Origin of the sequence: Microbacterium schleiferi (genome assembly GCF_038150145.1) — a bacterium.
GTDB classification, from domain to species: domain Bacteria; phylum Actinomycetota; class Actinomycetes; order Actinomycetales; family Microbacteriaceae; genus Microbacterium; species Microbacterium schleiferi_B.
Genome location: NZ_JBBWSA010000003.1, coordinates 239,268 through 265,638 on the forward strand (window position 1 = coordinate 239,268; position 26,371 = coordinate 265,638).

At 67.3% G+C, this 26,371-nt stretch carries 21 protein-coding genes; 12 read left to right on the plus strand and 9 right to left on the minus strand.

What is annotated here, in order from left to right:
• Positions 1-13 precede the first annotated feature (13 nt).
• The 3 genes from AADH62_RS04625 to AADH62_RS04635 are packed head-to-tail and all read right to left on the minus strand — an operon-like array spanning position 14 to position 3,349.
• The gene (locus AADH62_RS04625) at positions 14-1,030 is read right to left on the minus strand and encodes a TIGR03842 family LLM class F420-dependent oxidoreductase (RefSeq protein WP_341578569.1); all 1,017 of its coding nucleotides are present in this window, start codon (positions 1,028-1,030) and stop codon (positions 14-16) included.
• 10 nt (positions 1,031-1,040) lie between these two features.
• Positions 1,041-2,504, minus strand: coding sequence for a dihydropyrimidinase (hydA, locus tag AADH62_RS04630; RefSeq protein WP_228177352.1), 1,464 nt, complete (start codon positions 2,502-2,504; stop codon positions 1,041-1,043).
• Positions 2,501-3,349, minus strand: a complete 849-nt coding sequence (locus AADH62_RS04635; RefSeq protein ID WP_228177351.1) for a nitrilase-related carbon-nitrogen hydrolase — start codon at positions 3,347-3,349, stop codon at positions 2,501-2,503. The genes hydA and AADH62_RS04635 overlap by 4 nt, the downstream gene beginning before the upstream one ends.
• A gap of 136 nt (positions 3,350-3,485) precedes the next feature.
• Between AADH62_RS04635 and AADH62_RS04640 the strand changes: the two genes are divergently transcribed.
• The 6 genes from AADH62_RS04640 (at position 3,486) to AADH62_RS04665 (ending at position 10,347) form a co-directional block, all read left to right on the plus strand.
• Positions 3,486-4,829 carry an aminotransferase class I/II-fold pyridoxal phosphate-dependent enzyme gene (locus AADH62_RS04640; protein ID WP_341578479.1) on the plus strand — a complete coding sequence of 448 codons (1,344 nt, stop codon included), beginning with the start codon at positions 3,486-3,488 and terminating at the stop codon, positions 4,827-4,829.
• A gap of 67 nt (positions 4,830-4,896) precedes the next feature.
• Positions 4,897-6,015: an MFS transporter gene (locus AADH62_RS04645; protein WP_341578480.1), complete on the plus strand. Its 1,119-nt coding sequence runs from the start codon at positions 4,897-4,899 to the stop codon at positions 6,013-6,015.
• A gap of 70 nt (positions 6,016-6,085) precedes the next feature.
• On the plus strand, positions 6,086-7,306 hold the full coding sequence (locus AADH62_RS04650) for a sensor histidine kinase (protein WP_341578482.1): 1,221 nt from the start codon (positions 6,086-6,088) through the stop codon (positions 7,304-7,306).
• Positions 7,303-7,971, plus strand: a complete 669-nt coding sequence (locus AADH62_RS04655; RefSeq protein ID WP_341578483.1) for a response regulator transcription factor — start codon at positions 7,303-7,305, stop codon at positions 7,969-7,971. The genes AADH62_RS04650 and AADH62_RS04655 overlap by 4 nt, the downstream gene beginning before the upstream one ends.
• A gap of 109 nt (positions 7,972-8,080) precedes the next feature.
• Complete coding sequence (locus AADH62_RS04660; RefSeq protein ID WP_341578485.1) at positions 8,081-8,878, plus strand: ABC transporter ATP-binding protein; 798 nt, start codon at positions 8,081-8,083, stop codon at positions 8,876-8,878.
• Positions 8,875-10,347 (plus strand): ABC transporter permease, encoded by a 1,473-nt coding sequence (locus tag AADH62_RS04665; RefSeq protein WP_341578486.1) that lies wholly within the window; start codon positions 8,875-8,877, stop codon positions 10,345-10,347. Before AADH62_RS04660 ends, AADH62_RS04665 begins: the two co-directional genes overlap by 4 nt.
• Positions 10,348-10,359: 12 nt before the next feature.
• On the opposite strand, the gene AADH62_RS04670 is transcribed toward AADH62_RS04665, so the two are convergent.
• On the minus strand, positions 10,360-10,887 hold the full coding sequence (locus tag AADH62_RS04670; protein ID WP_341578488.1) for a hypothetical protein: 528 nt from the start codon (positions 10,885-10,887) through the stop codon (positions 10,360-10,362).
• Positions 10,888-10,927: 40 nt separating this feature from the next.
• Between AADH62_RS04670 and AADH62_RS04675 the strand changes: the two genes are divergently transcribed.
• Positions 10,928-11,458: a 2-phosphosulfolactate phosphatase gene (locus AADH62_RS04675; RefSeq protein WP_341578489.1), complete on the plus strand. Its 531-nt coding sequence runs from the start codon at positions 10,928-10,930 to the stop codon at positions 11,456-11,458.
• Here AADH62_RS04675 and AADH62_RS04680 read toward each other — a convergent pair.
• From AADH62_RS04680 to AADH62_RS04700, 5 genes are all read right to left on the minus strand, one after another.
• On the minus strand, positions 11,452-11,604 hold the full coding sequence (locus tag AADH62_RS04680; protein ID WP_292709607.1) for a hypothetical protein: 153 nt from the start codon (positions 11,602-11,604) through the stop codon (positions 11,452-11,454). The two genes, AADH62_RS04675 and AADH62_RS04680, sit on opposite strands and share 7 nt — an antisense overlap.
• A 22-nt stretch (positions 11,605-11,626) precedes the next feature.
• Positions 11,627-13,090 (minus strand): NAD(P)/FAD-dependent oxidoreductase, encoded by a 1,464-nt coding sequence (locus AADH62_RS04685; RefSeq protein WP_341578493.1) that lies wholly within the window; start codon positions 13,088-13,090, stop codon positions 11,627-11,629.
• 107 nt (positions 13,091-13,197) lie between these two features.
• Complete coding sequence (locus AADH62_RS04690; protein ID WP_341578495.1) at positions 13,198-13,686, minus strand: SprT-like domain-containing protein; 489 nt, start codon at positions 13,684-13,686, stop codon at positions 13,198-13,200.
• Between the two features lie 36 nt (positions 13,687-13,722).
• The gene (locus AADH62_RS04695) at positions 13,723-14,256 is read right to left on the minus strand and encodes a tetratricopeptide repeat protein (RefSeq protein WP_341578497.1); all 534 of its coding nucleotides are present in this window, start codon (positions 14,254-14,256) and stop codon (positions 13,723-13,725) included.
• Positions 14,257-14,387: 131 nt separating this feature from the next.
• Positions 14,388-15,263, minus strand: a complete 876-nt coding sequence (locus tag AADH62_RS04700) for a fused MFS/spermidine synthase (RefSeq protein ID WP_341578499.1) — start codon at positions 15,261-15,263, stop codon at positions 14,388-14,390.
• A 33-nt stretch (positions 15,264-15,296) separates the two neighbouring features.
• Between AADH62_RS04700 and AADH62_RS04705 the strand changes: the two genes are divergently transcribed.
• From AADH62_RS04705 to AADH62_RS04725, 5 genes are all read left to right on the plus strand, one after another.
• Complete coding sequence (locus tag AADH62_RS04705; RefSeq protein WP_341578500.1) at positions 15,297-16,052, plus strand: 5-oxoprolinase subunit PxpA; 756 nt, start codon at positions 15,297-15,299, stop codon at positions 16,050-16,052.
• A complete protein-coding gene (locus tag AADH62_RS04710; RefSeq protein WP_341578501.1) occupies positions 16,049-17,653 on the plus strand; it encodes an urea amidolyase family protein in 1,605 nt (534 codons plus the stop codon). Before AADH62_RS04705 ends, AADH62_RS04710 begins: the two co-directional genes overlap by 4 nt.
• A gap of 238 nt (positions 17,654-17,891) precedes the next feature.
• A complete protein-coding gene (locus AADH62_RS04715) occupies positions 17,892-21,386 on the plus strand; it encodes a DNA-directed RNA polymerase subunit beta (RefSeq protein WP_341578502.1) in 3,495 nt (1,164 codons plus the stop codon).
• Between the two features lie 46 nt (positions 21,387-21,432).
• Positions 21,433-25,305, plus strand: coding sequence for a DNA-directed RNA polymerase subunit beta' (rpoC, locus tag AADH62_RS04720; protein ID WP_341578504.1), 3,873 nt, complete (start codon positions 21,433-21,435; stop codon positions 25,303-25,305).
• Between the two features lie 368 nt (positions 25,306-25,673).
• Positions 25,674-26,291 carry a hypothetical protein gene (locus AADH62_RS04725; protein WP_341578505.1) on the plus strand — a complete coding sequence of 206 codons (618 nt, stop codon included), beginning with the start codon at positions 25,674-25,676 and terminating at the stop codon, positions 26,289-26,291.
• Positions 26,292-26,371 lie beyond the last annotated feature (80 nt).

A 26,371-nucleotide genomic window follows, 5' to 3' on the forward strand; every position in this document is an offset into this window, starting at 1 on the left:
GCGCGCCGACGCGTCACGATTTGGCTGTGACCTTCTCGCGCAGGGCCGGGATCACGGTCTCGCCGTACACGCGGAGGGTCTCCTCCTTGTTGTCGTGCTGGAGGTATCCCGCGAACTGCGTGACGCCGAGCTCCCGCAGCGCCTCGAGTTTGGCGATGTGCTCCTCGGCCGTTCCGAGGATGCAGAACCGATCGACGATCTCGTCGGGGACGAAGTCCACGTGGTCGTTGTCGCTCTTGCCGTGCGAGTTGTAGTCGTAGCCGGTGCGGCCGGCGATGTAGTCGGTGAGGGCTTGCGGCACCGCGCCGTCGGTGCCGTACTTCGCGACGATGTCGGCGACGTGATTGCCGACCATCCCCCCGAACCACCGGCACTGGTCGCGCATGTGCTCCCAGTCCTCGCCGATGTACATGGGGGCCGCGACGCAGAAGTCGATCGACTCGGGGTCGCGGCCGGCTGCCGCTGCGGCATCCTTGACCGTTTTGATCATCCAGGCCGCGATGTCGAGGTCCGCCAGCTGCAGGATGAATCCGTCGGCCACTTCGCCCGTGAGCTTCAGCGCGAGCGGCCCGTACGCTGCGACCCAGACGTCCAGCTCGGACCCCTGGCTCCACGGGAACTGCAGCGTCGATCCCTTGTACTCGACGGCTCGAGAGTTCGCGAGCTCCCGGATCACGTGGATGGACTCCCGCAGTTCGGCCAGCGTCGACGGCTTGCCGTTGGTGACCCGCACCGCCGAGTCGCCGCGCCCGATGCCGCAGATCGTGCGGTTTCCGTACATCTCGTTCAAGGTCGCGAACACGGATGCCGTGACCGTCCAGTCCCGTGTCGCGGGGTTCGTCACGAACGGGCCGACGACGACCTTGCGGGTCTCGGCGAGGATCGCTGAGTAGATCACGTACGGTTCCTCCCACAGCAGGTGGGAGTCGAAGGTCCAGACGTGGCTGAAACCGTGCGCTTCGGCCAGCTTCGACAGCTGGATCACGCGCGACGCGGGAGGATTCGTCTGCAGGACGACACCGAAGTCCATCGTCATCGCCTCACACCAGGTACTGGCTCAGGCCGCGCTTGACGAAGCTGCCGTCGCCCTTGCGTCCGAGGTACTGGCCTGCGTCGACGATCACCTTGCCCTTGGAGATCACGGTGTCGACGTGCCCGTCGATCTCGAACCCCTCCCAGGCGGAGTGGTCCATGTTCATGTGGTGGGACTTGCCGGTGCTATGACCCAGGTCGTCGACCGGGAGGCCGATGGAGGTGTGACCGTTCGGATCGTAGACGACGATGTCGGCATCCGCCCCGGGCTGGATGACACCCTTCTTGCCGTACATGCCGAACATGCGCGCCGGGGTGGTGCTCGTGAGTTCGACCCACCGCTCCAGGGTGATCTCGCCGGTGACGACGCCCTGGTACATGAGATCCATCCGGTGCTCGACTGAGCCGATGCCGTTGGGGATCTTACGGAAGTCCTCCAGGCCCAGGGTCTTCTGATCCTTCATGCAGAACGGGCAGTGGTCGGTGGAGACCATCTGCAGATCGTTGGTGCGCAGGGCCTGCCACATGTGGTCCTGGTGGCCCTCGGCGCGCGAGCGCAGCGGCGTCGAGCACACCCACTTCGCGCCCTCGAACTGGCCCCACTGCTCGCTCGAGGCGCCCAACTGCTCTTCCAGCGACAGGTAGAGATACTGCGGGCAGGTCTCGCCGAATACGTTGAATCCGTTGTCGCGAGCGGCCGCGAGCTGCGCGACAGCCTGTTTCGCCGAGACGTGCACGACGTACAACGGCGCCCCGGTGATGTTCGAGAGCATGATCGCGCGGTGGGTGGCCTCTTCTTCGGCCTGCCAAACGCGGGCCTTGCCGTGGAAGAAGGGTGAGGTCTTGCCGGCATCGACGAGTTGCTGGGCGAGCACGTCGATGACGGGGCCGTTCTCGGCGTGCATCATCGTGAGCAGCCCCGTGTCGGCGGCGACCTGCATCGCTTTCAGGATCTGGGCATCGTCCGAGTAGAAGACGCCGGGGTAGGCCATGAACAGCTTGTAGCTCGTGATGCCTTCGTCAACGAGGGTCGGCAAGAACGCGAGCGATTCGTCGTCGATGCCGCCGACGATCTGGTGGAACCCGTAGTCGATCGCGCAGTTTCCCGCTGCCAACTCGTGCCACTTCGCAAGGCCGTCGGGCACTTTCGTGCCGTACGTCTGCACGGCGAAGTCGACGATGGTCGTCGTACCGCCCCACGCTGCCGCGCGCGTGCCGGTTTCGAACGTGTCGCTCGCGAACGTGCCCCCGAAAGGCAGCTGCATGTGCGTGTGGGCGTCGATGCCGCCGGGGATGACGTACTTGGCGCTCGCATCGACGACAGTGTCGACGGATGCCGCCAGGTTCGTGCCGAGCAGTTCCGAGCCGGGCGCGAGGACGGCGACGATCTTCTCGCCGTCGACGAGGACATCGGCCGGAGCCCGCCCGGTGGCGGAGACGACGGTGCCGCCGGTGATCAGTGTCGTGCTCACGGTGCGGAGATCCCTTCGTAGCTGTCGGGGCGACGGTCGCGGTAGAACTGCCAGTCGTCGCGCATCTCCTGCACCATGTCGAGGTTCAGGTCGCGAATGAGGACCTCCTCGTGCTCGCTCGAGCCCAGCGCCCCGACGAAATTGCCGCGCGGGTCGATCACCTGGCTCGTGCCGTAGAAGCTGACAGCCTCGTCGCCGTACTCGTTGTCCTCGCGGCCGACGCGATTGGGCTGGAGGACGAAGTAGCCGTTGGCAACAGCCGCGCACGGCCCCTCGACCTCCCACAGGCGGTTGGACAGGCCCGGCTTGGTCGCATTGGGGTTGAAGACCATGTGCGCGCCGTTCAGGCCGAGCTCGCGCCATCCCTCCGGGAAATGGCGGTCGTAGCAGATGTACATGCCGACCTTTCCGACCGCCGAGTCGAAGACGGGGTAGCCGAGGTTGCCCGGACGGAAGTAGAACTTCTCCCAGAACTTCTCGACGTGGGGGATGTGGTTCTTGCGATACGTCCCCAGCACGGTGCCGTCCGCATCCACGAGAACCGCCGTGTTGTAGTAGACCCCGGTCTGCGCCTCCTCGTAGATCGGCAGCACCATCACAGTGCCGAGCTCTTTCGCTACCGCGGCGAAGCGCTCCACGATCGGGCCGTCGACCGGCTCGGCATAGCGGTAGTACTTCTTGTCCTGTGTGATGCCGAAGTAGGGCCCGTAGAAGAGCTCCTGGAAGCACACCACCTGCGCGCCGTCGGCGGCGGCATCCCTCGCGAATTGCTCGTGCCTGTCGAGCATGGATGCCTTGTCGCCGGTCCACGTCGTCTGCGTGATGGCCGCTCTCACCGTCGTCATCTCGTGCACTCTCCGTCCGGTCGAAGGGGCCACGAAGCGCCGTGGCGTGTCTGTTATTGTTCGGCGTGAACATTTCCCTTCGGTTTCGTCCCGTGTCGCGACCGTAAATGTTGGTGTGATCGAGATTGGGTGGGCGATGACCACGGTGATCGATCGTGCGCACTTCACCGATCCCACGCCGCGCGCTATCGCGGCAGAGCTTGCCCGCCTGATCACGGCCGGAGATCTGGCCGCCGGTGAGCGACTGCCGACCGTGCGCGAGGTCGCGGGACGGCTCGGTGTGAGCCCTGCGACAGTGAGCGCTGCGTGGAAGGCGCTCTCGCAGGCCGGGCTGATCGTCTCGCGTGGGCGGGCAGGATCGTTCGTGCGCGAGGAACGGCAGGAGTGGATGTCGCCGCGCGTGCAGGGCCTTGCCCAGCATCCGGGATCGCCGCGGCTCGACCTCTCGGGAGGGACTCCGGATGCCGACCTGCTCCCCGACCTCGCGCGTGCCTTCTCGCGGGTGTCGCCGCGCGCTCACACCGGTCGATACCACGAGTCGCCCGTGCTACCCGAACTGGAGACGTTGCTCCGCCGGGTGTGGCCGAGCGATGCGGAGGCGATCACTGTCGTCGACGGTGCCCTGGACGGCGTCGGTCGTGCGCTCGAACAGGTCGTGCGCTTCGGAGACCGCGTGGTGGTCGAAAACCCCGGCTTCCCGTACTTCTTCGACCTCATCGAGCACCTGGGGGCGCAGCCGATCCCCGTAGAACTCGACGCCGAGGGGATCGCGCCGAGTAGCTTCGCGCGTGCGCTCGCGACGAGGCCGACCGCGGTGCTTCTGCAGCCGCGCGCACACAACCCCACGGGTGTGTCGACGAGCCCCGAGCGCGCGGCTGAGCTTGCGCGATTGGTACGCGCCTCGCGAAACGGAGCGCGGGTCGTCATCATCGAGGACGACCATTCCGGGCTCGTAGCCGCAGCGCCCGAGGTGACGCTCGCCCGGTGGCTGCCAGAGCAGGTCGTGCACGTACGCAGCTTCTCGAAATCCCACGGTCCCGATCTGCGCATCGCCGCGCTCGGAGGCCCATCGCGCATCGTCGACCGCGTCGTGGCGCGCAGGCTGCTGGGGCCGGGATGGACCTCACGTACCATCCAGGCCGTACTCTTCGATCTCTTGTCAGACCCCGTATCGATCGAGGCTGTGGTTCGCGCCCGCGAGAGCTACCGGACTCGTCAGCGGGAGCTGGCCGGCGCACTGCGCCGCCACGGAGTCTCAGCCGTTGCCGGTGACGGCCTCAACGTCTCCTGGGACGTCTCGGACGAGCGCGCGGCGCTCCTTCATCTCGCTGCGGCCGGCATCGGTGTGGCGGCGGGGTCGCCCTTTTTCCTCTCAGACCGCACCGCTCGCCCCCTCATCCGCGTCACTGTCGGTCTCGTGAGCGGTGACGTCGATGCCGTGGCTGCCTCGCTCGCGCGTGCGGTGCGCGTGACGGGCTGAGCGCCACCGCCGCAGTTGCGGCATCCGGCTGTTCCCGACGTCCGAGCCGCGCAGTGCGCTTCCCCGCATGACGACTCCCGCTCCGGCGGATCCCACAGTTGCGCCGCGCACGCGGTTGATCCGTACCCCGAACGAGCGCGTGTTCCTCCACGTTCTCGTGAACACTGCGGCTGCGAACATCACGACGAGCTACCTCTGGTTCGCGCTGACCTTCTGGGTGTACCTCGTGACACTCCTCGTCCCCGAAGAGCGGCACGCGAATGCCAACGGTCTGGTCGGCACAGTGCAGGGGATCGCCTTCATCATCACCAGCGTGTTCAGCGGCCTGTCGGTCGGCCCGCTCGGCATGGAGTGGACGCTGCTCATCGCCATCGTCGCAACCGCGATCGCGGGTGTTCACCTGCTCCTGCTCCGGATTCCCGAGGAGCAGCCGGCGGCATCCGTCGGACGCGGTGTCGACCTGCGCGGCGCGATCACCGCTGTGAGACTGGCGCCCGGGCTCTTCGCACTCATCATCTTCTCGACGTGCAACAACCTCATCGGTGGGGTCTACATCGCCCTGATGGACCCGTACGGGCTGACCCTGTTCAGTGTCGAAGCCTGGGGCACCGTGTTCGGGGTCGCCGCGACGGGGTTCATCGTCGGCGGCGTCCTGATCGCCAGGTTCGGCCTCGGACGCAACCCGATTCGCACGATGTTGCTCGTGGTCGCGGGCATGGGGCTACTGGGCGCGCTGTTCACGATCCGCGACTGGTGGCTGCTCTACGCCGTCGGGATCTGGCTCTACATGGCCCTCGTGGCCGCGGTCGAGGCAGCCGAGCAGACCGTGATCCAGAAGGTCGTGCCGTACGGATCGCAGGGGCGTGTGTTCGGGTTCGCCGCGGCTTTCGAATCGGCAGCCGCCCCCATCACCGCGTTCCTGATCGCGCCGATCGCGGAGTTCTGGGTCATCCCCTACATGGAAACGCCGAGCGGCCAGCAGACGTGGGGATGGCTTCTTGGGGACGGGGAGACGCGCGGCATCGCGCTCGTGCTCGTCTTCGCAGGTCTTGCCATGGTCGTCATCGCCCTGCTCGCATTCGCGACGCGGTCGTACCGGCTCATCACCGAGCAATACCGGACCGCGCCCGAGACGCCGTCGCAGACCGAGTCCGAGACCGAGACCGAGCGGACGCCTGCACCGTAGGCGGTCGGCCCGGCGCACATACATCTTCAGACTGACGCGCTCTGGGCGCGCGTTCCGTAGCGTGGGTGAGGTGAGACGCTCCGCACTCTTTCGTGAACTCCTGCCGTACCAGGTGGCAACCGATGTGTCGGTTGCGGGAGTGTTCGGGCTGCTCTGTCTCCCCTTTGAGCTGACGATCGGCGGCTGGGCAGCCGAGTCGGCACTGCCGACCGTGGTCATGTGCCTTCTCTTCGCGGCGGCGCTCGCGCTGCGGCGGCTCTCACCGCCCCTCGCGCTCGCTACGGCGTGGGTCGGCGCGACGATGCAGATGCTGATGCTGCGTCCACCCGCGCCCGTCGACCTCGCGATCTTCGCCGTGCTCTACGCGACGGCTGCCTACGGGAGCACGCTGGTGTACTGGCTCGGATTCTCGTCGGCGATCGTCGGGGCCACCGTCATCACCGGCTATCTCTTCGGCACGCAACTGCTGAGTGTGGCCTCATGGAGTGTTCTGCCCTTGGCCGCTGCTGTCCTCGTCGCGGCGGGGTTCGCGCTGCTGCTGGCCTGGACGGTGGGAGCTCTGGTCCGAACCTCGCTGCGTGCCCGGCGCACGCAGCGTGAGCGCGAGCGTGCCGAGCGGGAACGCGTCGAAGAGCAGGAACGCGGTCGGATTGCCCGCGACATGCACGATGTCGTCGGTCATTCGCTTGCCGTCATCATCGCCCAGGCTGACGGGGCTCGGTACGCCGCCGACGCCGATCCGCAGGCAGCGAAGGATGCCCTCGCGACGATCTCGACGACGGCACGCAGTGCGCTCGCTGACGTTCGGCTGCTGCTCGCGCAGTTGCGCCACAGCGAAGGCGTGGCGCCTCAGCCGATGCTGAACGATCTGGAGGGCCTGTACGGCCAGGTGCGAGCTGCAGGGCTCGCGGTGCGCGTGGATGTCGAACCGATGCCTCCCCCCACCGTGCCCGCCGCTGTGCAGCTGGCGATCTACCGCGTGCTGCAAGAGGCACTCACCAACGCCATCCGCCACGGCAACGGAGATGTCGAGGTGACGATGCGCTGGCTCCCCGACCGCCTGCACCTGTGGGCGTCGAATCCTGTCGGGCAGCGCGTCGATCCGCCGCCGGCGGATGCTGACCGGCTGGTCGAGCCGGCCGAGGTGCGCCACGGTATCGTCGGCATGCGCGAGCGGGCGCGGCTGGTCGGTGGGGCAGTGGAGGCCGGGATGGTCGGGGAGGTGTGGGTCGTGCGTGCGACGTTCCCCTTCGCTGCGGAACCTGAGCTTCGCGAGTCGGCGGCACGATGACCGACCAGAGCAGCGCCGGTCGCGCCGTCATCCGCGTCGCGCTCGTGGATGATCAGGCGCTCTTTCGCGCCGGCATCCGCATGGTGATCGCCTCGCAGCCCGACATGGCAGTTGTCGGCGAGGCGGGGGACGGCCAGGCAGCCCTGTCGATGGTGCGAGACACGCGGCCGGACGTCGTGCTCATGGACATCCGGATGCCGGTCATGGACGGTCTCGAGGCGACGGCGCACCTGCTGCAGGACCCTGACGCGCCGCGGATCGTGATGCTGACGACCTTCGACCTGGATGAGGCAGCCGCACGCGCGATCCGCGGCGGCGCGAGCGGATTCCTGCTCAAGGATGCCGAGCCGGAGTTCGTGCTCGCCGCAATCCGCAGCGTGTACTCCGGTTCGGCGGTGATCGCGGCGACGGCCACCGCGCAGCTGTTCGCGCACTTCCGGGACGAGCAGACCCGGCCCGCACCGCGGGCGTTCGGCGAGCTGACCGAGAGGGAGCGCGAGATCTTCGCCCTTGCCGCCCGGGGACTGTCCAACGCCGAGATCGCCACCCGCGAGTACCTCTCGGAGGCGACGGTGAAGACGCACATCAGCCGCGTCCTGGGCAAGCTCGGGCTCCGCGATCGCGTCCAACTCGTCGTCTTCGCCTACGAGCACGGTCTGGTCTGACCTTTCGCACCTGCCGTGAGACGGGTGCCGCGGAATCATCCTTCCGATGGATGACGGCGCGACGTCGGGCTGACGCGGGGGTCGGGGCCCGATTCCTAGCGTCGGAGGTATGAAGATCACCACGACGCAGATGGGCTTGGCGGCCCGCGTAGAGAACCTCGGCAAAACCTACGGCACCGGCAGCGGAACGGTCAGGGCGCTCGATGACGTCACTGTCGGCATCCGTCGCGGGGAGTTCACCGCGATCATGGGTCCCTCTGGCTCGGGCAAGTCGACACTCATGCACATCATGGCTGGGCTCGATGCGCCGACCGCCGGACGAGTCTGGATCGGCGACACCGACATCACCGGCCTCGGCGACCTTGAGCTCACAATCTTGCGTCGTCGCCGCGTCGGCTTCGTGTTCCAGTCCTTCAACCTCGTGCCGACCCTGGACGCCCTAGGGAACATCCTGTTGCCGTTCGACCTCGACGGCCGTGCGCCGAGCGTGCTTGAGAAGGCCCGCATCGACGGGCTCATCGACACGCTCGGGCTTCGATCGCGTTTGACTCACCGGCCGCACGAACTCTCGGGTGGTCAGCAGCAGCGGGTTGCGATTGCCCGCGCCCTGGCCACCGCGCCGGATCTCCTCTTCGCTGACGAGCCGACGGGTAACCTCGACTCGCGCTCGGGTCGTGAGGTGCTCGCGCTGCTGGCTGAGGCAAGCCGCACGCGCAGGCAGTCGATTGCCATGGTCACGCATGACCCCGTTGCTGCCAGCCATGCCGACCGAGTCCTGTTCCTCGGCGACGGGCGCCTCGTCGCCGACAAGCCCGCGCAGACTGCCGAGCAGATCTCGGCTCACATGCTCGCAGCCGACGCGGGCGACGCCGACATCCAGCCGCGACGGGCGGAGGTCGGCGTATGAGCACCGTCACGGCATCCGTCGAGCGGGCGCAGCTGCGCATGCCGCGCGCCGGCACGAGCTTCGCTTGGCTCCGTGAGCGCGGGATGGGGGCGAGCATCCTGGTCGCGGCAATCTCGACGGTGTTCGGGGTCGTCCTCATCGCGACCACTGACTTTCTGGCGGCGATGCTGCGCGCAGACCCCTACATCGGTGACAGCGGAACCCTCGCCTTCGTGCTCGGATTCCTCACGCTCCTGCTCGTCGCGCTCGCGGTCTATGTCGCCGGTATCGTCACCGCCAACACGTTCGCGACTGTCGTCGCCGGGCGTTCGCGCCAGATCGCCCTCCTGCGTCTGATCGGTGCGTCGGCGCGGTCCCAGCGAGCGCGCGTCGCATCCCAGGGCCTTGTCGTCGGCGTGCTCGGCGCGGTGATCGGCACCGTGCTGGGGATTGTCGTCTCCGCTGCCGGAGCGCAGATCGCGATCGTACGGCTGGGATTGGATGCCGTCCACGTCGCGCCCGTCACACTGTCGATGCTGCTGCCCGCCGTGATCGTGGCGCTCACCACGTGGCTCGCGGCGTGGATCGGTTCTCGGCGGGTTCTCGCGGTCACCCCATTACAGGCAGTGTCGGGCTCGGTTCCCCTCGCCACCGATGAGGTAGGCGCCCGTCGAGGCAAGCACGCGGTTGCCGGCATCCTGTTCGCCCTCGGCGCGGTTGCGCTTGCCGCGGGCATCCTGCTGGGACTTGTCTCACCGCTCGGCGTGGTCGTCGCCTTCGTCGGTGGAGTCCTCTCGTTCACCGGCATCACGATGGCAGCTCCGCTGGTCATGCCTCCGGCGCTGCGCCTGGTCGGCCGTGCTTTCGGGCGCTCCGCTCCTGCGCGGCTCGCGGTGCAGAACGCCTACCGGAATCCCGAGCGCTCAGCCCGGACATCGATCGGCATCGTCATCGGCGTGACTCTCGTCACGATGTTCGCCGTGGCCATCGAATCGGTGAAGGCTGTACTCACTGCCAACGCGGGAGGGAGCCTCGAACCCGAGCTCGCGAGCATCATGGACACGTTCGCGGCGATCATGATGGGTCTCGTTGCGATCTCCGCGGTGATCGCCGGAGTCGGACTCGTGAACCTGCTCACGCTGGGTGTCATCCAGCGCACTCGGGAGCTGGGGCTCCTGCGTGCCCTCGGCGTCTCGATCCGGCAGATCCGGGTGATGGTGCTGTTGGAGTCCGTGCACGTGACGGTGACCGCGACAGTCTTGGGTGTGCTCCTCGGCATCTCCTACGGCTGGGCCGGAGCGCAGTCCCTCCTCGGCAGCGTTCCCACGAACCCCGATGGCATCATCCGTGCCGGCATCGTCTATCCCGCGGTGCCGATCATGCCCCTCCTGGTGATCGTCGCGGCGACCGCGATCCTCACCGTTGCTGCGTCAGTTACTCCGACGCGTCTGGCCACACGAGTGGCGCCGGTGGCGGCGCTGAGCGAGTAGCCGGGGCGGAGGTCAGACCGTGGCGGCCGCGTCAGTCTCGGCTGGAGCGGCTGCCACGGCATCCGGATCGTGCGCCCACGACGGCGCGATCTGACGGATGCGGGCACCTCGCCACTGCCAGACCGCCCACAGGCCCGGCCACAGTGCCGGCGCGGCAGCGCCACCGATCACGAGGCGCTCTCGCCAGAGCGTGCGCCCGTCTGGGAGGGGAGACACCGCCATCTGGTGGTCCCAGACGTCGAGGACCGCGAGCGGGCCCGTCAGCGGCATCCCGGAGTCACGGATGATCCGCACGCGCACCCCGTTCACCTCGCGTTCGGCATCCGTGATCGAGATGAGCTGACGGCCGACCGGGATGAGCCCGGCGACACTGAGCCCGACTGCAGCATTCTGGCCGTGCTCCCACTGCGTCGGCATCGCCTCCAGCGGCTGCATGTCGAGGAACGGGCCGTACACCTCGGCGAGTACCCGTGGCGAGTGCAGAGCGCGCCAGGCGGCATCGGCGTCGCAGTCGATCGTGAACTTGCTGAGCACGCGCATGCGGCAAGTCTCGCATCCGGTCTCGTTCTACGCTGGACGGATGCCGTCACCGCTGGATCAGGGTCGTTATCAGGTGCGTCTCGAGTGGGGGTCTGCGGGCCGCGACCGCCTGGCCCCTGCGGAGGTCACCGTGGTCGTTGACGTCCTGGCCGACGCGGACTCCGCTGCGGATCGAGTCGCCGAGGCAGCCACGGCGGCCGGCAGTTTCGTGCTGCGCGGAGGTCTCCGGAACGCGTCGGCGATCGCGGAGGCCGTGCTCGCCGAGCAGCATCGGCGCGCTGAACGCACGAGCATCGCCGTGATCGCCTGCGGGGCGACGGATGCCGACAGCGCGCGGTTCGCGGTTGAGGACCTGCTCGGGGCTGGCGCAGTGATCGACGCGCTCGCCGGGCGCGGCATCGACCACACCTCGCCCGAAGCTGCCGCGGCATGTGAGGCGTTCCGGGGGCTTCGCCCGGCGGTGCTCCACCTCCTGACGGCGAGCGCCACCGGCCAGGTATGGCTCGAGGCGGGGCGCCGCGATGAGGTTCTCGCGGCTGCCTCGGTGGATGCCGAGTCGCCAGCTCAGTGACGAGCGAGCCGGAACATCCCCCAGCCGAGGGCGATGAACCGGAAGAACTGGACGACCAGGTTTGTGCGGCGACGCAGGTCGGCATCCGTCGGCACGGGGGCTGCGTCGACCATTGCTTGTGCTGATGAGTCAGCGGGCGTGATCATCGTGAGCTCCTTTCTTCGCGGATCATTCCGGGATGAGATACCAGAGCGGGTACGCCTTGGCCTTGTAGAGGAACGCCGTGTGCAGCATCCGTTTCAGCCAGTGCGCAGCCAGTCCCACCTCGCCGGTCGTGTGGTCGGCGTCTCGCCCGTGGGTGAGCGGGCGTGCCTGGAAATCGGGCACGATCGGGGCCATCGTCATGGCAACGGCACTTCCCCGGGCGAACCCGGTGCCGGTCGAGGCGATACATGCGGCGGGGAGGTCGGCCATGGACGCGCTGTGCTGCGCGACGCTCGTGCCCGTCCTGATCATCTCGGCGATATTGAGGGCTGCGGCCTTGCCCATCGCGCCCGAGGGCATCCCGGTGCGCGGGGGAGCAGGCGCGATCGCTACCCCGTCGGGTGTCGACCGCGGTTCCGATATCGCGTGCGGTGGGGCGAAGGCGATGCCGACGGCGAACATATTCGGATATCCGGGTACCTGGTAGGTGCTCGGCCAGTCCTTCGCCGACCACTGCGAGTACGGCTTGGGGGAGTAATCAGCGTCGACCTTCATGAAGCCGCTCGGCGCGAAGAATCGTTGCGAGATGTCGGCGCCGTCGCGGTCGTACGCACGCAGGGCAACGCCGCGGAACGGGGGCAGCAGCATCGCGAAATCGAAGGGGAGCGACTGGGGTGAGCCGTCCTCCTGCACGTACCGGATCGTCTGGGGCTCGACGGCAGTGACCGCGGCGCGCGTGATCGCACGGATGCCGCGCTCACGGAACAGGCTCGACATCCACTGCTCACCCGACACGTCGCCATGCTTGGTGCGAAACGACATGCCGCCGACGCCGAAGTCGCCGAGCTCTGGCTCGTTGCTGAGGTAGACGACCTCGGTGTTGTCCCTGACACCCTCCTGTTCTAGCTTCTGCTCGACGTTGAAGGCGTACTCAAATGCTGCGCCCTCGCAGGTGCACCGCCCGTGCCCGACGCCCACCACCAGTCGCAGCTTCTCGCCGGTGCGGGCGCGTTCGATCGCGGCGTCCAGCCGTGCTGCGGCATCCACGGCATGTCCCGGCGTGCAGACGGATGCCGTGTATCCGGCGTCAGGTCCGAGTCCAGGGGTCGCGGCGAAGTCGAGGGCGGGCCCGGTGGCGTTGATGAGGAAGTCGTACCGAACGCGTTCGGTCTGTCCGTCCCGTCCCGGCTCGGTGTACTCGATGTCTACGGCGCCCTGCGGAGAACCCGCATCACCGTTCGGCCAGATCGCCGTCGCCTTGGCTTGGTGGAACGTGATTCGTTTGCGTTTGTAGACCGGGGCGAGAGGGAACACCACCGCTTCCCGCGTCATCCGTCCCACGCCCACCCAGATGTTGGAAGGAATCCAATTCCATTGCGAGTTTGGCGACACGACGATCACCTCGTGCTGATTGCCGAGCTTGCGGCGCAGGGTCAACGCTGCGGTGTGCCCCGCAACTCCCGCGCCGAGAACGATGACACGTGACATCGTGGTCCTCGCTTTCCGGGCCGCCATGGCCGTCATCGGCAACATACCCCGGGGGGTACGCGGTGAATAGGGACCAAAGGCCGGGAAAAATGGCTGGGGGCTGCGCCTCAGCGCGGCGTCATGGCCGCCAGACGCACGGATGCCGTGATCTCACGCTTTGACCACGTGAGCAGGTACCGCTCGTCGAAGCGAGGCGCGCACCGGGCGCAGGAGGTCTGTCGGCTAGCGCGTCGGTGCCGGTAGGCGACGTGACCGGCAGGGCATACCCCTACCCACGGGGCGAGCTCGGTCGCCGTCTCGCCGTGGTGCGTGGTTCCGCCGACATAGCCGAGGTCTCGAGCGATGGCTTTCCAGCGCGGACCGTGCCCTGCCGCCGCGCCGGCGAGCGCGTGCGCCACTTCGTGCAGCAGTGTCTGGTGATTGGTGTCGTCGTCGTGGCGGGCCGCGAGGTATCGCGAAACCGTGATGCGCTTGCGAGTGAAGTCACACAGGCCTGCTCGCCGCTTCGCGTTGTCGAAACCGAACGACCACTCCGGGGTCAGGTGCACCGAAAGCAGGGCCTCGGCCCAGTGGCGAACGCGGTGCAACTCGGACATGACGACAGCGTAAGCGGGGCCTCAGACACCGACCGGTCAGCTGGCGACTGCCGCGCCGGCCTCGGCGCGGCGACGCTCGGCCGCGTCGATCGCAAGAAGAGTCGACTCGAGCTGATCGTCGGGTGTTGCCGTGCTCTGGCGCGCGAAGAGTGCCCGCTTGAAGTCAGCGCGGGCTGCGTCGAAATCTCCCGCGTCGTAGTGCACCTTTCCCCGGTGCTGATAGGCGAACGCGGCGATCGAAGCCCACCCCGCCCCCTCGGCCTCGAGAGCGCAGGTGGTCAGCTCCTGTGCAGCGGCAGCGAGCGATCCGCGAAACTGCAGCACCGTCGCGTGCAGGATGCGCGCGCGCAGCAGATCTTTGCGTGTTCCCGCCATCCGGGCGGTGCGCACCGTCTGGTCAGCGATCTCGAGCGCATCATCGAGCCGGTCGAGCACTTTCAACAGCCATACCCGTTCGAGAAGGGCGGGAAGCGAGCGCTGGTCGCCGAGCTCGTCGAGGCGTTCGCGGCAGTCGCGTGGGTTGACCACTTCGCGCAGCGTGACGGGGTCGTAGCCGTGGATATAGCTCACTCGCGCTCCTTCCCGCAGAGCGGTGATCGCGGGTCAACCCGCCAGACACCGCATCGTCGCCGCACCTCGCCCCATACGCGGTGCGCTCTTATTGTGTCGGCGTCGGCGAGCGGTGCCGACTTCCCACGCCGTCAGCGCTCGAACAGGGTTGCCGAGGGTGCCGGGGATGGCGCTGCGTCGGCATCCGTGACGACTCGCGAACCAGCGATGAATGCGTCGACCTCTGCGCCCTGAGCAACCTTGGCCGGATGCGGTCCAGCGGCCATCAGCCGGGGGAGCCACTCGGTGGGAAGTGGATTGCGGGATGCCGCGATCACGATGTTCCCGAAGCGCCGGCCCTTGAGCACCTGAACCTCGGCAAGCAGGGCGACATGGGGCAGCTCGCTGCGGACGGTGGCGGCTTGGCGGCGGGCGAAGGCGAGTCCCGCTCCATCGGCGACGTTGACCAGGAGCACGCCGGTGTCGCTGAGGTAGCGCGCCGCGAGGCTGTAGAACTCAATGCTGGTTACGTGCGCGGGAGTGCGCGCGCCGTGGAAGATGTCGGAGACCATGAGGTCGGCCTGACCGCGCAGACCCGCGGGCAAGCGTTCCAGCACGGCGCGGGCATCGCCCGTGCGTGTGCGGATCGAGCCGCCGGCTCGCGCACTGGAGGGCAGCGGCAGGTGTTCACGGACGAGAGCCACCAACGCGGGTTCGAGTTCGATGACCTGCTGCCGTGATCCGGGCCGCGTCGCCTCGACATAGCGGGGGAGTGTGTAGGCACCCGCGCCGAGATGGATGGCGGTCACAGGCTCCCCGGGCACTCCGAGCTGGTCGATCACGGCGCCCATCCGCGCGACGTATTCGAAGTGCAGGTGTGTGGGATCAGCGAGATCGACGTGGGACTGCGGCGTGCCGCCGACCTCGAGCTCCCAGCCGCTCGCGAACGCCGAGGGCACGATGCGCGCGATAGATCCGTCCGACAGCCGCACCTGCGGCGGCGGGGCTTCGACGTGCGCTCGGGCCACGCTTCCACCGTAGACCGGGCGTACCGTGGTCGCATGACGACCATCGACCTGAACGCCGACCTCGGCGAGACTGTCGACGGTGTTCCGACAGCTGACGACGAGGCGCTGTTCGCCGTGATCTCCAGCGCGAACGTCGCGTGCGGCGGTCACGCCGGGGACGCACTGTCCATGGCCGAGGCGGTCGATCGAGCTGCGCGATTCGGTGTGGCGACCGGCGCCCACCCGTCCTACCCCGACAGGGCCGGTTTCGGCCGGCGGCCGCTGGCGATGGCGACTGCCGAGCTCCGCGCCGCGGTGTCTGCGCAGCTGGATGCTCTCGCGGATGTCGGTGCCGACATCCGGTACGTCAAGCCCCACGGCGCCCTGTATCACGCCGTCATGACGGATGCCGCGCATGCTGCTGCGCTCGCCGAAGCCGTGTCGGATCTGTCTCACCGGCTGGGCCGCGGGCTGCCGATCCTTGCCATGCCCGGCGAGATCTCCGGGGCGGCGCGCGAGCACGGTCTCGAGGTCGTGGCTGAAGCGTTCCTCGACCGCGGCTATACGCCCAGCGGCGAGCTCGTCCCCCGCGGCGAATCCGGCGCGGTCATCGCGGACCCTGGCGCTGTAGCATCGCGGGCCGTACGCCTGGCGCGCGAGGGCACCGTCGTCGCGGTCGACGGATCGAGCGTCGCGGTGGCAGCCGCCTCCTTCTGTCTGCACGGCGACTCGCCGGGGTCTGTGGAGGCCGCCCGGACGGTGCGCGCGGCGTTGGATGCGGCGTCCGTGTCGGTGCGGGCGCCGTGGTGACAGGCGCCCGGATTCGCGCCTTCGGCGACACGGCTCTGCTTGCCGAGGTCCCCGAAGACCTCAGTGCGGCCGAGGCCTTGTGGGTGGTCATCGCGCTTCGCGAGCGCCTCGCGAACTCGCAGCCGGTGGGCGTTGCGGATCTCGTCCCGGCCGCGCGCACTGTGCTGGTGCGGTTCGCATCCCGCGAGGTCGCCCCTTCGCTCGTGCGCGCGTGGCTCGAGAAGAACCTGGGCGCCGCGCTTGCCGCCGCGACGCCAGACGCGCTGTCTCGTCGTGCGTCGCCCGATGACACGGCGGTCGAGATCGGCATCCGGTACGACGGACCTGACCTCGACGAGACCGCAGCTCTCCTCGACATTCGCCCTGCACAGCTCATATCGACTCACCTGGCGGTGACCTGGACCGTCGCGTTCACGGGGTTCGCGCCAGGATTCGGGTACCTCGTGAGCGAGGAGTGGCCCTTCGACGTGCCGCGACTCGCGTCCCCGCGGACCCGGGTGCCGGCCGGGTCGGTCGGCCTCGCGGGAAGCTTCTCGGGCGCGTATCCGCGATCGACGCCAGGCGGCTGGCGGCTGATCGGGGCCACCTCCGCGCCGCTGTTCGACCCGGATGCCGCGTCGCCCGCGCTCCTGCGTCCCGGCATGCGCGTCCGGTTCCGCGAGGTGGTCGACAGCAGCGCTTCGGGGACCCCCGCCTCGCACGCGGTGACAGCTGAGCAGACGGACGCCGGTACCCGGCAGCTGTTGCGGGTCGATGCTTCGGGGCTCCTCGCCACGATCCAGGATGCCGGGCGCCGAGGAGCCGGGTCGCTGGGCGTCTCGATCTCCGGCGCTCTGGACCGTACCGCCCTGCGTACGGCCAATCGGCTGGTCGGAAACGCCGAGGATGCAGCAGGGCTGGAGATCACCGCGGGCGGATTCGAGGCGATCGCGCTCGCTGACGTATGGATCGCCGTGACCGGCGCGTGGGGCGAGCTCACGATCGACGGGCACGGCATCGACCACGGTGCGGCTCACCTGTGGCGGCGCGGGACACACCTGCGGATGGGGTGGTTCACGGCCGGCGTTCGCGCGTACCTCGCCCTGCGCGGGGGCATCGAGTCCCGGCATGTCCTGGGCTCCGTCGCCACCGACACCCTCGCCGGGCTCGGGCCCGAACCGCTCCGTGTCGACACCGTGCTCTGTGGCGGCGGGCTCGAGGTCGACGATGTCCCTGCATCCGACCTCGCCCCCTGGAGTCCCCCGTCGCCCGATGTCGTCATCCGACTCATGCCCGGGCCGCGCGACGATGCCTTCACGCCAGCCTCGAGAAGGGCGCTGTTCGAGGCGACATGGACGGTGGGTGCTGCGGCCGACCGGGTCGGCATGCGGCTCGAGGGCCCGCGACTGGAGCGCAGCGACGCGGGGGAGCTGCCGAGCGAGGGGATGGTCCCGGGGGCGATCCAGGTGCCGCCGTCGGGCTCGCCGACGATCCTGCTCGCCGATGGGCCCGTGACCGGCGGCTACCCCGTGATCGCCACGGTTCTGGATGCCGATCTCGACCTGCTCGCCCAGGCGGGGCCGGGCACGACGATCCACTTCCGGCACGCGCCCCAGCGCTGAGACCGCGGGTTATACCGCACGAATTTGGACTCGTCAAGAATCCGGGTGGACACGGCGTGCCGGAACGCGTATAGTTGGTGGTTGCGCTCTTGGATTCCCCCTGCCCTCATATGGTGGTCGGCTGTGCCTGCGTGTCCCCGCTCGATGCGGTGCGAGACGCGTGGGTTTTCGGGGAGGACCGAACGCTTCACCTGACGACAAGGATAGTGCCCCGCCCGGGCCCACGGAGGTAATCCCCTTGGCTGCTGCGCGCAACGCAACCACCACCACATCCCCCAAGAACGGCCGCGGAGCTTCCCGCCTCTCGTTCGCCAAGATCTCCGACACGCTGACGGTCCCTGACCTGCTGGCGCTGCAGACCGAGTCCTTCGATTGGCTCGTCGGAAACGAAGCATGGAAGGCCCGCCTCGCCGAGGCTGAGGCAGCCGGACGCAACGACATCTCGGTCACGAGCGGCCTCGAGGAGATCTTCGAGGAGATCTCGCCGATCGAGGACCTCAGCGAGACGATGCAGCTCTCGTTCACCAACCCCTACCTCGAGCCCGAGAAGTACTCGATCGAAGAGTGCAAGGAGCGCGGCAAGACCTACGCCGCCCCGCTGTACGTCGAGGCCGAGTTCATGAACCACCAGACCGGTGAGATCAAGACCCAGACGGTCTTCATGGGCGACTTCCCGCTGCAGACCGACAAGGGAACGTTCATCATCAACGGCACCGAGCGTGTCGTCGTCTCCCAGCTGGTGCGCTCGCCCGGTGTCTACTTCGACAAGACGCCCGACAAGACCTCCGACAAAGACATCGTGTCGGCGCGCATCATCCCGAGCCGCGGTGCCTGGCTTGAGTTCGAGATCGACAAGCGCGACCAGGTCGGCGTTCGCATCGACCGTAAGCGCAAGCAGTCCGTCACGGTGTTCCTCAAGGCTCTGGGCCTGACCAGCGAGCAGATCCTCGAGGAGTTCGCCGGTTTCGACTCCATCGAAGAGACCCTGTCCAAGGACACGGTCCTCACGAAGGAAGACGCCCTTCGCGACATCTACCGCAAGCTCCGTCCGGGCGAGCAGGTCGCCGCTGAAGCTGCCCGAGCGCTGCTGGACAACTTCTACTTCAACGCCAAGCGCTACGACCTCGCCAAGGTCGGTCGTTACAAGATCAACCAGAAGCTCGGCCTCTCGGGTCCGCTCAGCGACTCGGTGCTCACCGTCGACGACATCGTCGCGACGATCAAGTACCTCGTCCGCCTGCACCGCGGTGACACAACCTTCGAGGGCGTTCGTGGCGGCAAGCCGGCGACCATCCGTCTGGATGTCGATGACATCGACAACTTCGGCAACCGCCGCATCCGCGCCGTTGGCGAGCTCATCCAGAACCAGGTCCGCACGGGTCTGTCCCGCATGGAGCGTGTGGTTCGCGAGCGCATGACGACGCAGGACATCGAGGCGATCACGCCCCAGACCCTGATCAACGTGCGCCCCGTCGTGGCGGCGATCAAGGAGTTCTTCGGAACGTCGCAGCTGTCGCAGTTCATGGACCAGAACAACCCGCTCGCGGGTCTGACCCACAAGCGTCGTCTCTCGGCGCTGGGCCCCGGTGGTCTGTCGCGTGAGCGTGCCGGCGTGGAGGTCCGTGACGTCCACCCGTCGCACTACGGCCGCATGTGCCCGATCGAGACGCCGGAAGGCCCGAACATCGGTCTGATCGGCTCGCTCGCATCGTTCGCGCGCATCAACGCCTTCGGGTTCATCGAGACCCCGTACCGCAAGGTCGTCAACGGCCGGGTCACCGACCAGATCGACTACCTCACGGCAGCAGAAGAAGCCGACTTCATCGTCGCTCAGGCGAACGCTCCTCTGAAGGCGGACGGTCACTTCCAGGAGACCCGCGTCCTCGCCCGTCAGGTCGGCGGCGAGGTGGACCTCATCCCCGCGGAAGAGATCGGCTACATGGATGTCTCGCCGCGCCAGATGGTGTCGGTTGCTACCTCGCTGATTCCGTTCCTCGAGCACGACGATGCCAACCGTGCCCTCATGGGTGCGAACATGCAGCGTCAGGCTGTGCCGCTGCTGCGCAGCGACTCGCCCGTCGTCGGAACCGGTATGGAGGGCTTCGCCGCGATCGACGCCGGTGACGTGGTCACCGCCAAGCGCGCCGGTGTTGTCATCGAGGTCTCGGCCGATGTCGTGGCCGTGCAGACCGACGAGGGCGGGATCGACGAGTACTTCCTGCGCAAGTTCGACCGCTCGAACCAGGGCACGTCCTACAACCAGCGCGTCATCGTCTCGGCCGGTGAGCGGATCGAAGCCGGCGAGGTCATCGCCGACGGTCCTGCCACCGAGAACGGCGAGCTGGCCCTCGGAAAGAACCTCCTCGTCGCGTTCATGACGTGGGAAGGTCACAACTTCGAGGACGCGATCATCCTCAGCCAGGACCTGGTGAAGGATGACACCCTCTCGTCGATCCACATCGAGGAGTACGAGGTCGACGCCCGCGACACGAAGCTCGGCAAGGAGGAGATCACCCGTGATCTCCCCAACGTCAGCCCCGACCTGCTGAAGGACCTCGACGAGCGCGGCATCATCCGCATCGGTGCCGAGGTTCGTCCCGGCGACATCCTCGTCGGCAAGGTCACGCCCAAGGGTGAGACCGAGCTGTCTGCCGAGGAGCGCCTGCTCCGCGCGATCTTCAACGAGAAGAGCCGCGAAGTCCGCGACACGTCGCTGAAGGTTCCTCACGGTGAGCAGGGCACGATCATCGCCGTCAAGGAGTTCAACGCAGAAGACGGTGACGACGAGCTCGGCTCGGGCGTGAACCGCCGGGTCGTGGTCTACATCGCCCAGAAGCGCAAGATCACCGAGGGTGACAAGCTCGCCGGCCGTCACGGCAACAAGGGTGTCATCGCGAAGATCCTCCCCGTCGAAGACATGCCCTTCCTCGCCGACGGTACGCCGGTCGACATCATCCTGAACCCGCTCGGTATCCCCGGCCGCATGAACTTCGGTCAGGTGCTGGAGCTTCACCTGGGATGGATCGCCAAGCAGGGCTGGAAGGTCGAGGGCAACCCCGAGTGGGCAGCACGTCTGCCCGAGATCGCTCGAGAGGCAGCTCCCGGCACGAAGGTCGCGACCCCCGTGTTCGACGGTGCGTACGAGTCCGAGCTGGCAGGCCTGCTCGACTCGACGCTGCCCAACCGTGACGGCGTCCGCCTGATCGACTCGACGGGTAAAACGCAGCTGTTCGACGGGCGTTCGGGTGAGCCGTTCCCGGCTCCGATCTCGGTCGGCTACATGTACATCCTGAAGCTGCACCACCTCGTCGACGACAAGATCCACGCCCGCTCGACCGGCCCCTACTCGATGATCACGCAGCAGCCGCTGGGTGGTAAGGCGCAGTTCGGTGGCCAGCGCTTCGGTGAGATGGAGGTGTGGGCCCTCGAGGCCTACGGCGCCGCGTACGCCCTCCAGGAGCTCCTCACGATCAAGTCCGACGACATCCTCGGCCGCGTCAAGGTGTACGAGGCGATCGTCAAGGGCGAGAACATCCAGGAGCCCGGCATCCCCGAGTCGTTCAAGGTCCTCATGAAGGAAATGCAGTCGCTCTGCCTGAACGTCGAGGTCCTCTCGGCCGATGGCACCGCGGTCAACCTCCGCGACACCGACGACGACGCCTTCCGTGCTGCCGAGGAGCTCGGCATCAACATCTCCAGCCGCTTCGAGTCCTCGTCGATCGACGAGATCTGACCCGGCCAGGCAACACAGAATTCCGATACAGGAGAACTGAGAACTCGTGCTCGAATCAACAACTTTCGATCAGCTTCGCATCGGCCTGGCCACCGCTGACGACATCCGTCGCTGGTCTTTCGGTGAGGTCAAGAAGCCCGAAACCATCAACTACCGCACCCTGAAGCCCGAGAAGGACGGTCTGTTCGGTGAGCAGATCTTCGGCCCCTCGCGCGACTGGGAGTGTGCGTGTGGCAAGTACAAGCGCGTGCGCTTCAAGGGCATCGTGTGTGAGCGCTGTGGCGTGGAGGTCACCAAGTCCTCCGTGCGGCGCGAGCGCATGGGCCACATCGAGCTCGCCGCGCCCGTCACGCACATCTGGTACTTCAAGGGTGTTCCCTCGCGCCTGGGCTACCTGCTCGACATGGCGCCGAAGGACCTCGAGAAGGTCATCTACTTCGCCGCGTACATGGTGATCTCGGTCGACGAGGATGCTCGTCACCGCGACCTCGCGACGCAGGAGAACAACATCCGTCTCGAGCTGAAGACACTCGCCGACCGTCGCGACGCGCGGATCGCCGCTCGCCTCCAGAAGCTGGAGGAGGAGCTCGCCGCCCTCGAGGCCGAAGGTGCGAAGTCCGACCAGAAGAAGAAGGTCAAGGACGCAGCCGAGAAGGACATGTCGCAGGCTCGCAAGCAGGCCGACGACCAGATCGCCAAGCTTGAGCGTGTGTGGGAAGAGTTCCGCACCCTCGAGGTCGGCTCGCTCAAGGCCGAAGACGAGATCTTCCAGGAGCTGCAGGACCGGTTCGGTCAGTACTTCGAGGCCCACATGGGTGCCGAGTCGATCCAGCGGCGTCTTGCCGCCTTCGACCTGGCAGCCGAGGCTGAGAGCCTGCACCTGCAGATCGCCGAGGGCAAGGGACAGCGCAAGATCCGTGCGATCAAGCGCCTGAAGGTCGTCAACTCGTTCCTGCAGACCGGTATGAGCCCGGCATCCATGGTGCTCGACGTCGTCCCGGTCATTCCGCCGGAGCTTCGCCCCATGGTTCAGCTGGACGGTGGCCGCTTCGCGACCTCCGACCTCAACGACCTGTACCGTCGCGTGATCAACCGCAACAACCGTCTTCGCCGCCTGATCGACCTCGGTGCCCCCGAGATCATCGTCAACAACGAGAAGCGGATGCTGCAGGAGGCCGTCGACGCGCTGTTCGACAACGGCCGCCGCGGTCGCCCCGTCACCGGCACCGGCAACCGTGCCCTGAAGTCCCTCAGCGACATGCTGAAGGGTAAGCAGGGTCGGTTCCGTCAGAACCTGCTCGGTAAGCGCGTGGACTACTCGGGCCGTTCGGTCATCGTCGTCGGCCCGCGTCTGCAGCTGCACCAGTGTGGTCTTCCCAAGCAGATGGCTCTCGAGCTGTTCAAGCCGTTCGTGATCAAGCGCCTGATCGACCTCGGTCACTCGCAGAACATCAAGGCCGCCAAGCGCGCTGTCGAGCGCACCCGTCCCGAGGTCTGGGACGTGCTCGAAGAGATCATCCGCGAGCGTCCCGTGCTACTGAACCGTGCACCCACCCTGCACCGCCTGGGCATCCAGGCCTTCGAGCCGCAGCTCGTCGAGGGTAAGGCCATCCAGCTCCACCCGCTCGTGTGTGCAGCCTTCAACGCTGACTTCGACGGTGACCAGATGGCTGTTCACCTGCCGCTGTCGGTCGAGGCTCAGGCCGAGGCTCGCATCCTGATGCTCGCCTCGAACAACATCCTCAAGCCCTCGGACGGCCGTCCCGTGACCCTGCCTTCGCAGGACATGATTATCGGCCTCCACCACCTGACCACGGTCAAGGAGGGCGCGATCGGTGAGGGCCGCGTGTTCGGTTCGGTTTCGGAGGCGATCCTGGCCAAGGACGAGGGCACCCTCGACCTGCAGGCCAAGGTCCGCATCCGTGTCCCGGGTCTGACGTTCCTCGAGGGTGACGCTCCCGAGGGCTACGCCAATCACGGGCTGCTGGACGCTTCGCTCGGTCAGGCGATCTTCAACGACGCCCTCCCCAAGGGATACCCGTTCGTGCGTGAGCAGGCCGACAAGGGCAAGCTCAGCCAGATCGTCAACAAGCTCGCCGAGGAATACCCCAAGGTTGAGGTCGCCGCGACGCTTGACCGCATCAAGGATGCCGGTTTCTACTGGGCCACGCGCTCGGGTGTGACGGTTGCCCTGAGCGACATCCTCACGCCGCCGAACAAGGCTGAGATCGTCGCGGGCTACGAGAAGCAGGCCGCCAAGGTTCAGGCACAGTTCGAGAAGGGTCTCACCACCGACGCCGAGCGTCGTCAGGAGCTCATCAAGATCTGGACTGAGGCTACCGACGAGGTCCAGAAGGCGATGCGCGCCCACTTCCCCGAAGACAACACCATCAACCGCATGGTGTCGTCGGGTGCTCGTGGTAACTGGCTCCAGATCCGGAACATCGCCGGTATGCGAGGCCTGGTGAACAACCCGAAGGGTGAGATCATCCCCCGTCCGATCATTTCCTCGTACCGCGAGGGTCTGTCGGTGGCGGAGTACTTCATCGCGACGCACGGTGCCCGTAAGGGTCTGGCCGACACGGCCCTCCGTACCGCCGACTCGGGTTACCTCACGCGACGCCTCGTGGATGTCTCGCAGGACGTCATCATCCGTGAAGAGGACTGTGGCACATCGAAGGGCCTCGAGTTCACGATCGCTGCCCCTGGCGCCGACGGGAAGCTCGTCCGCGACCCGAACGTCGAGAACTCGGTGTTCGCGCGGACCCTCGCCGCTGACGTCATCGGCGAGAACGGTGACGTTGTGGCTGAGGCCGGCGATGACGTGGGCGACGTGCTCATCGACAAGCTGGTCGCCGCCGGTGTCACCTCGATCAAGGTGCGCTCGGTTCTGACCTGTGACTCCGCCGTCGGTGTCTGCGCGACCTGCTACGGCCGTTCGCTTGCCACCGGCAAGATCGTCGACATCGGCGAGGCGGTCGGTATCATCGCCGCCCAGTCGATCGGTGAGCCCGGTACCCAGCTGACGATGCGTACCTTCCACACCGGTGGTTCGGCCTCGGCGGAAGACATCACGCAGGGTCTGCCCCGCGTGCAGGAGCTCTTCGAGGCCCGTACCCCCAAGGGTGCGTCGCCGATTGCGGAGTTCGACGGCCGCATCACGATCGACGAGACCGACAAGTCCAAGAAGATCATCCTCACGCCCGACAACGGCGACGAGGCTGTCGTGTACCCGGTCCTCAAGCGCGCAACGCTGCTTGTCGAAGACGGTCAGCACGTCACCGTCGGTCAGCCCCTGCAGGTCGGCACGCTCGACCCCAAGGAGGTCATGCGTGTCCAGGGTGCCCGCGAGGTGCAGAAGTACCTCGTGAACGGCGTCCAGGGTGTGTACCGCTCGCAGGGTGTGCCGATCCACGACAAGCACATCGAGGTCATCGTGCGCCAGATGCTGCGCAAGGTCACGGTCGTCGACCACGGCGACACGAACCTGCTGCCCGGTGAGCTGGTCGACTTCCGTCGCTACCAGGACATCAACCGCCAGACGGTCGCCGAGGGCAAGCGTCCGGCATCCGGTCGCCCCGAGCTGATGGGTATCACCAAGGCGTCGCTGGCTACTGAGTCGTGGCTGTCGGCCGCCTCCTTCCAGGAGACGACCCGTGTGCTCACGCAGGCTGCGATGGAGGGCAAGAGCGACCCGCTGGTCGGCCTCAAGGAGAACGTCATCATCGGAAAGCTCATCCCCGCCGGAACCGGACTTGCGAAGTATCGCAACGTCGCGGTCGAGGCGACGGAAGAGGCCAAGAGCGAGCGGTACCCCAACCGCATCTTCGCCTCGGACGGCGCGTACAGCGACGCCGACCTGAGCTTCGTCGACTTCGACAGCTTCTCGACCGACGACTTCACGGGCAACTACAACTGACCCACGTCGTCTCAGCACGCAGGGCCTCGGGATTTCCCGGGGCCCTGCGTCGTTCCTGGACACGGATACCCGGGACTGATCGTTCTGCTCGAGTCCGGCTCCGCGGCACACGCAGGTCGCGGGGACATGCCCTCGCCGGCTGCGCCGGCTCCCGCCAGACCCGGTGCCAGCCCCGCGACCCGCGTGTGCCGCGGAGCCTGAGTACCCGGGTACATACCCTCGCCGGCTGCGCCGGCTCCCGCCAGACCCGGTGCCGGGCCCGGGTGTGCGCGGTTGGCGACACGTCGCGACAACTTTTCCGGACGTCGCGAGCGGTTCCGACCAGCTCGGACGGCATCGGCGTCGTACGGTTGCTGGCGGAGGTCACCATGGCTCGCGTTCCCGGTCGCGACAACCGCATCGCCATCCCTGCAATCGTGCTGTCCCTGGCGATCGTCGGGGCGCTGGTCTGGTTCGCCGTGCCCGCTGTGCCGCTGGTCATGGCGTGGGCGGGAGGAACTGCGGGAAACGCTGCGACTATGCTCGCCGCAACCCCGACGCCGCACGCCGTCGTAGCTGATGGACTGAACGTCGCCGAGGCTGACTGCCGCGAGCTGTATCCGACCGACCTGTGGAACCAACTCACGTGGACGTCGGATGCGATCCTGAGCCAGTCCACGGCGGGACCGACGACAGCGATCACCGACCTCGTCTCGGCGCTGGCGCCGACGGCAACGCGTACCTGTACCTGGACCGACAGTTCCGGGCAGGCGGTGGTCACGACGTTCGCGACAGTGTCAACGGATGCCGCCGGGATTGCGGAGGCTTCCTTGCGCGGGCAGGGGTTCTCCTGCGCGGCGGCAGATGGCACGCTGGAGTGCTCCTCGACGACGGATGCCGGCAACGAACATCAGACGGTACGGGGAGCGCTGTGGGTCGCGACGGTGTCGAGCGCGTGGTACCCGGAGGACTACGACCACCGCATCGCGATCCATCTCTGGCAGTGATGTCAGCGAGTTGGGGGTGGCTCAGCGGTGTCGCCGAGAATCCATATCGGCATCCGCACGGCCTCGTTCCGCGGATCTGA

Excerpts from the sequence above, each read along its gene's own strand:
- AADH62_RS04625 (WP_341578569.1), bottom strand. The coding sequence starts at position 1,030 with ATGGACTTCGGTGTCGTCCTGCAGACGAATCCTCCCGCGTCGCGCGTG.
- AADH62_RS04635 (WP_228177351.1), bottom strand. The coding sequence starts at position 3,349 with ATGACGACGGTGAGAGCGGCCATCACGCAGACGACGTGGACCGGCGAC.
- AADH62_RS04640 (WP_341578479.1), top strand. The coding sequence starts at position 3,486 with ATGACCACGGTGATCGATCGTGCGCACTTCACCGATCCCACGCCGCGC.
- AADH62_RS04645 (WP_341578480.1), top strand. The coding sequence starts at position 4,897 with ATGACGACTCCCGCTCCGGCGGATCCCACAGTTGCGCCGCGCACGCGG.
- AADH62_RS04655 (WP_341578483.1), top strand. The coding sequence starts at position 7,303 with ATGACCGACCAGAGCAGCGCCGGTCGCGCCGTCATCCGCGTCGCGCTC.
- AADH62_RS04660 (WP_341578485.1), top strand. The coding sequence starts at position 8,081 with ATGAAGATCACCACGACGCAGATGGGCTTGGCGGCCCGCGTAGAGAAC.
- AADH62_RS04665 (WP_341578486.1), top strand. The coding sequence starts at position 8,875 with ATGAGCACCGTCACGGCATCCGTCGAGCGGGCGCAGCTGCGCATGCCG.
- AADH62_RS04670 (WP_341578488.1), bottom strand. The coding sequence starts at position 10,887 with ATGCGCGTGCTCAGCAAGTTCACGATCGACTGCGACGCCGATGCCGCC.
- AADH62_RS04675 (WP_341578489.1), top strand. The coding sequence starts at position 10,928 with ATGCCGTCACCGCTGGATCAGGGTCGTTATCAGGTGCGTCTCGAGTGG.
- AADH62_RS04680 (WP_292709607.1), bottom strand. The coding sequence starts at position 11,604 with ATGATCACGCCCGCTGACTCATCAGCACAAGCAATGGTCGACGCAGCC.
- AADH62_RS04685 (WP_341578493.1), bottom strand. The coding sequence starts at position 13,090 with ATGTCACGTGTCATCGTTCTCGGCGCGGGAGTTGCGGGGCACACCGCA.
- AADH62_RS04690 (WP_341578495.1), bottom strand. The coding sequence starts at position 13,686 with ATGTCCGAGTTGCACCGCGTTCGCCACTGGGCCGAGGCCCTGCTTTCG.
- AADH62_RS04705 (WP_341578500.1), top strand. The coding sequence starts at position 15,297 with ATGACGACCATCGACCTGAACGCCGACCTCGGCGAGACTGTCGACGGT.
- AADH62_RS04725 (WP_341578505.1), top strand. The coding sequence starts at position 25,674 with ATGGCTCGCGTTCCCGGTCGCGACAACCGCATCGCCATCCCTGCAATC.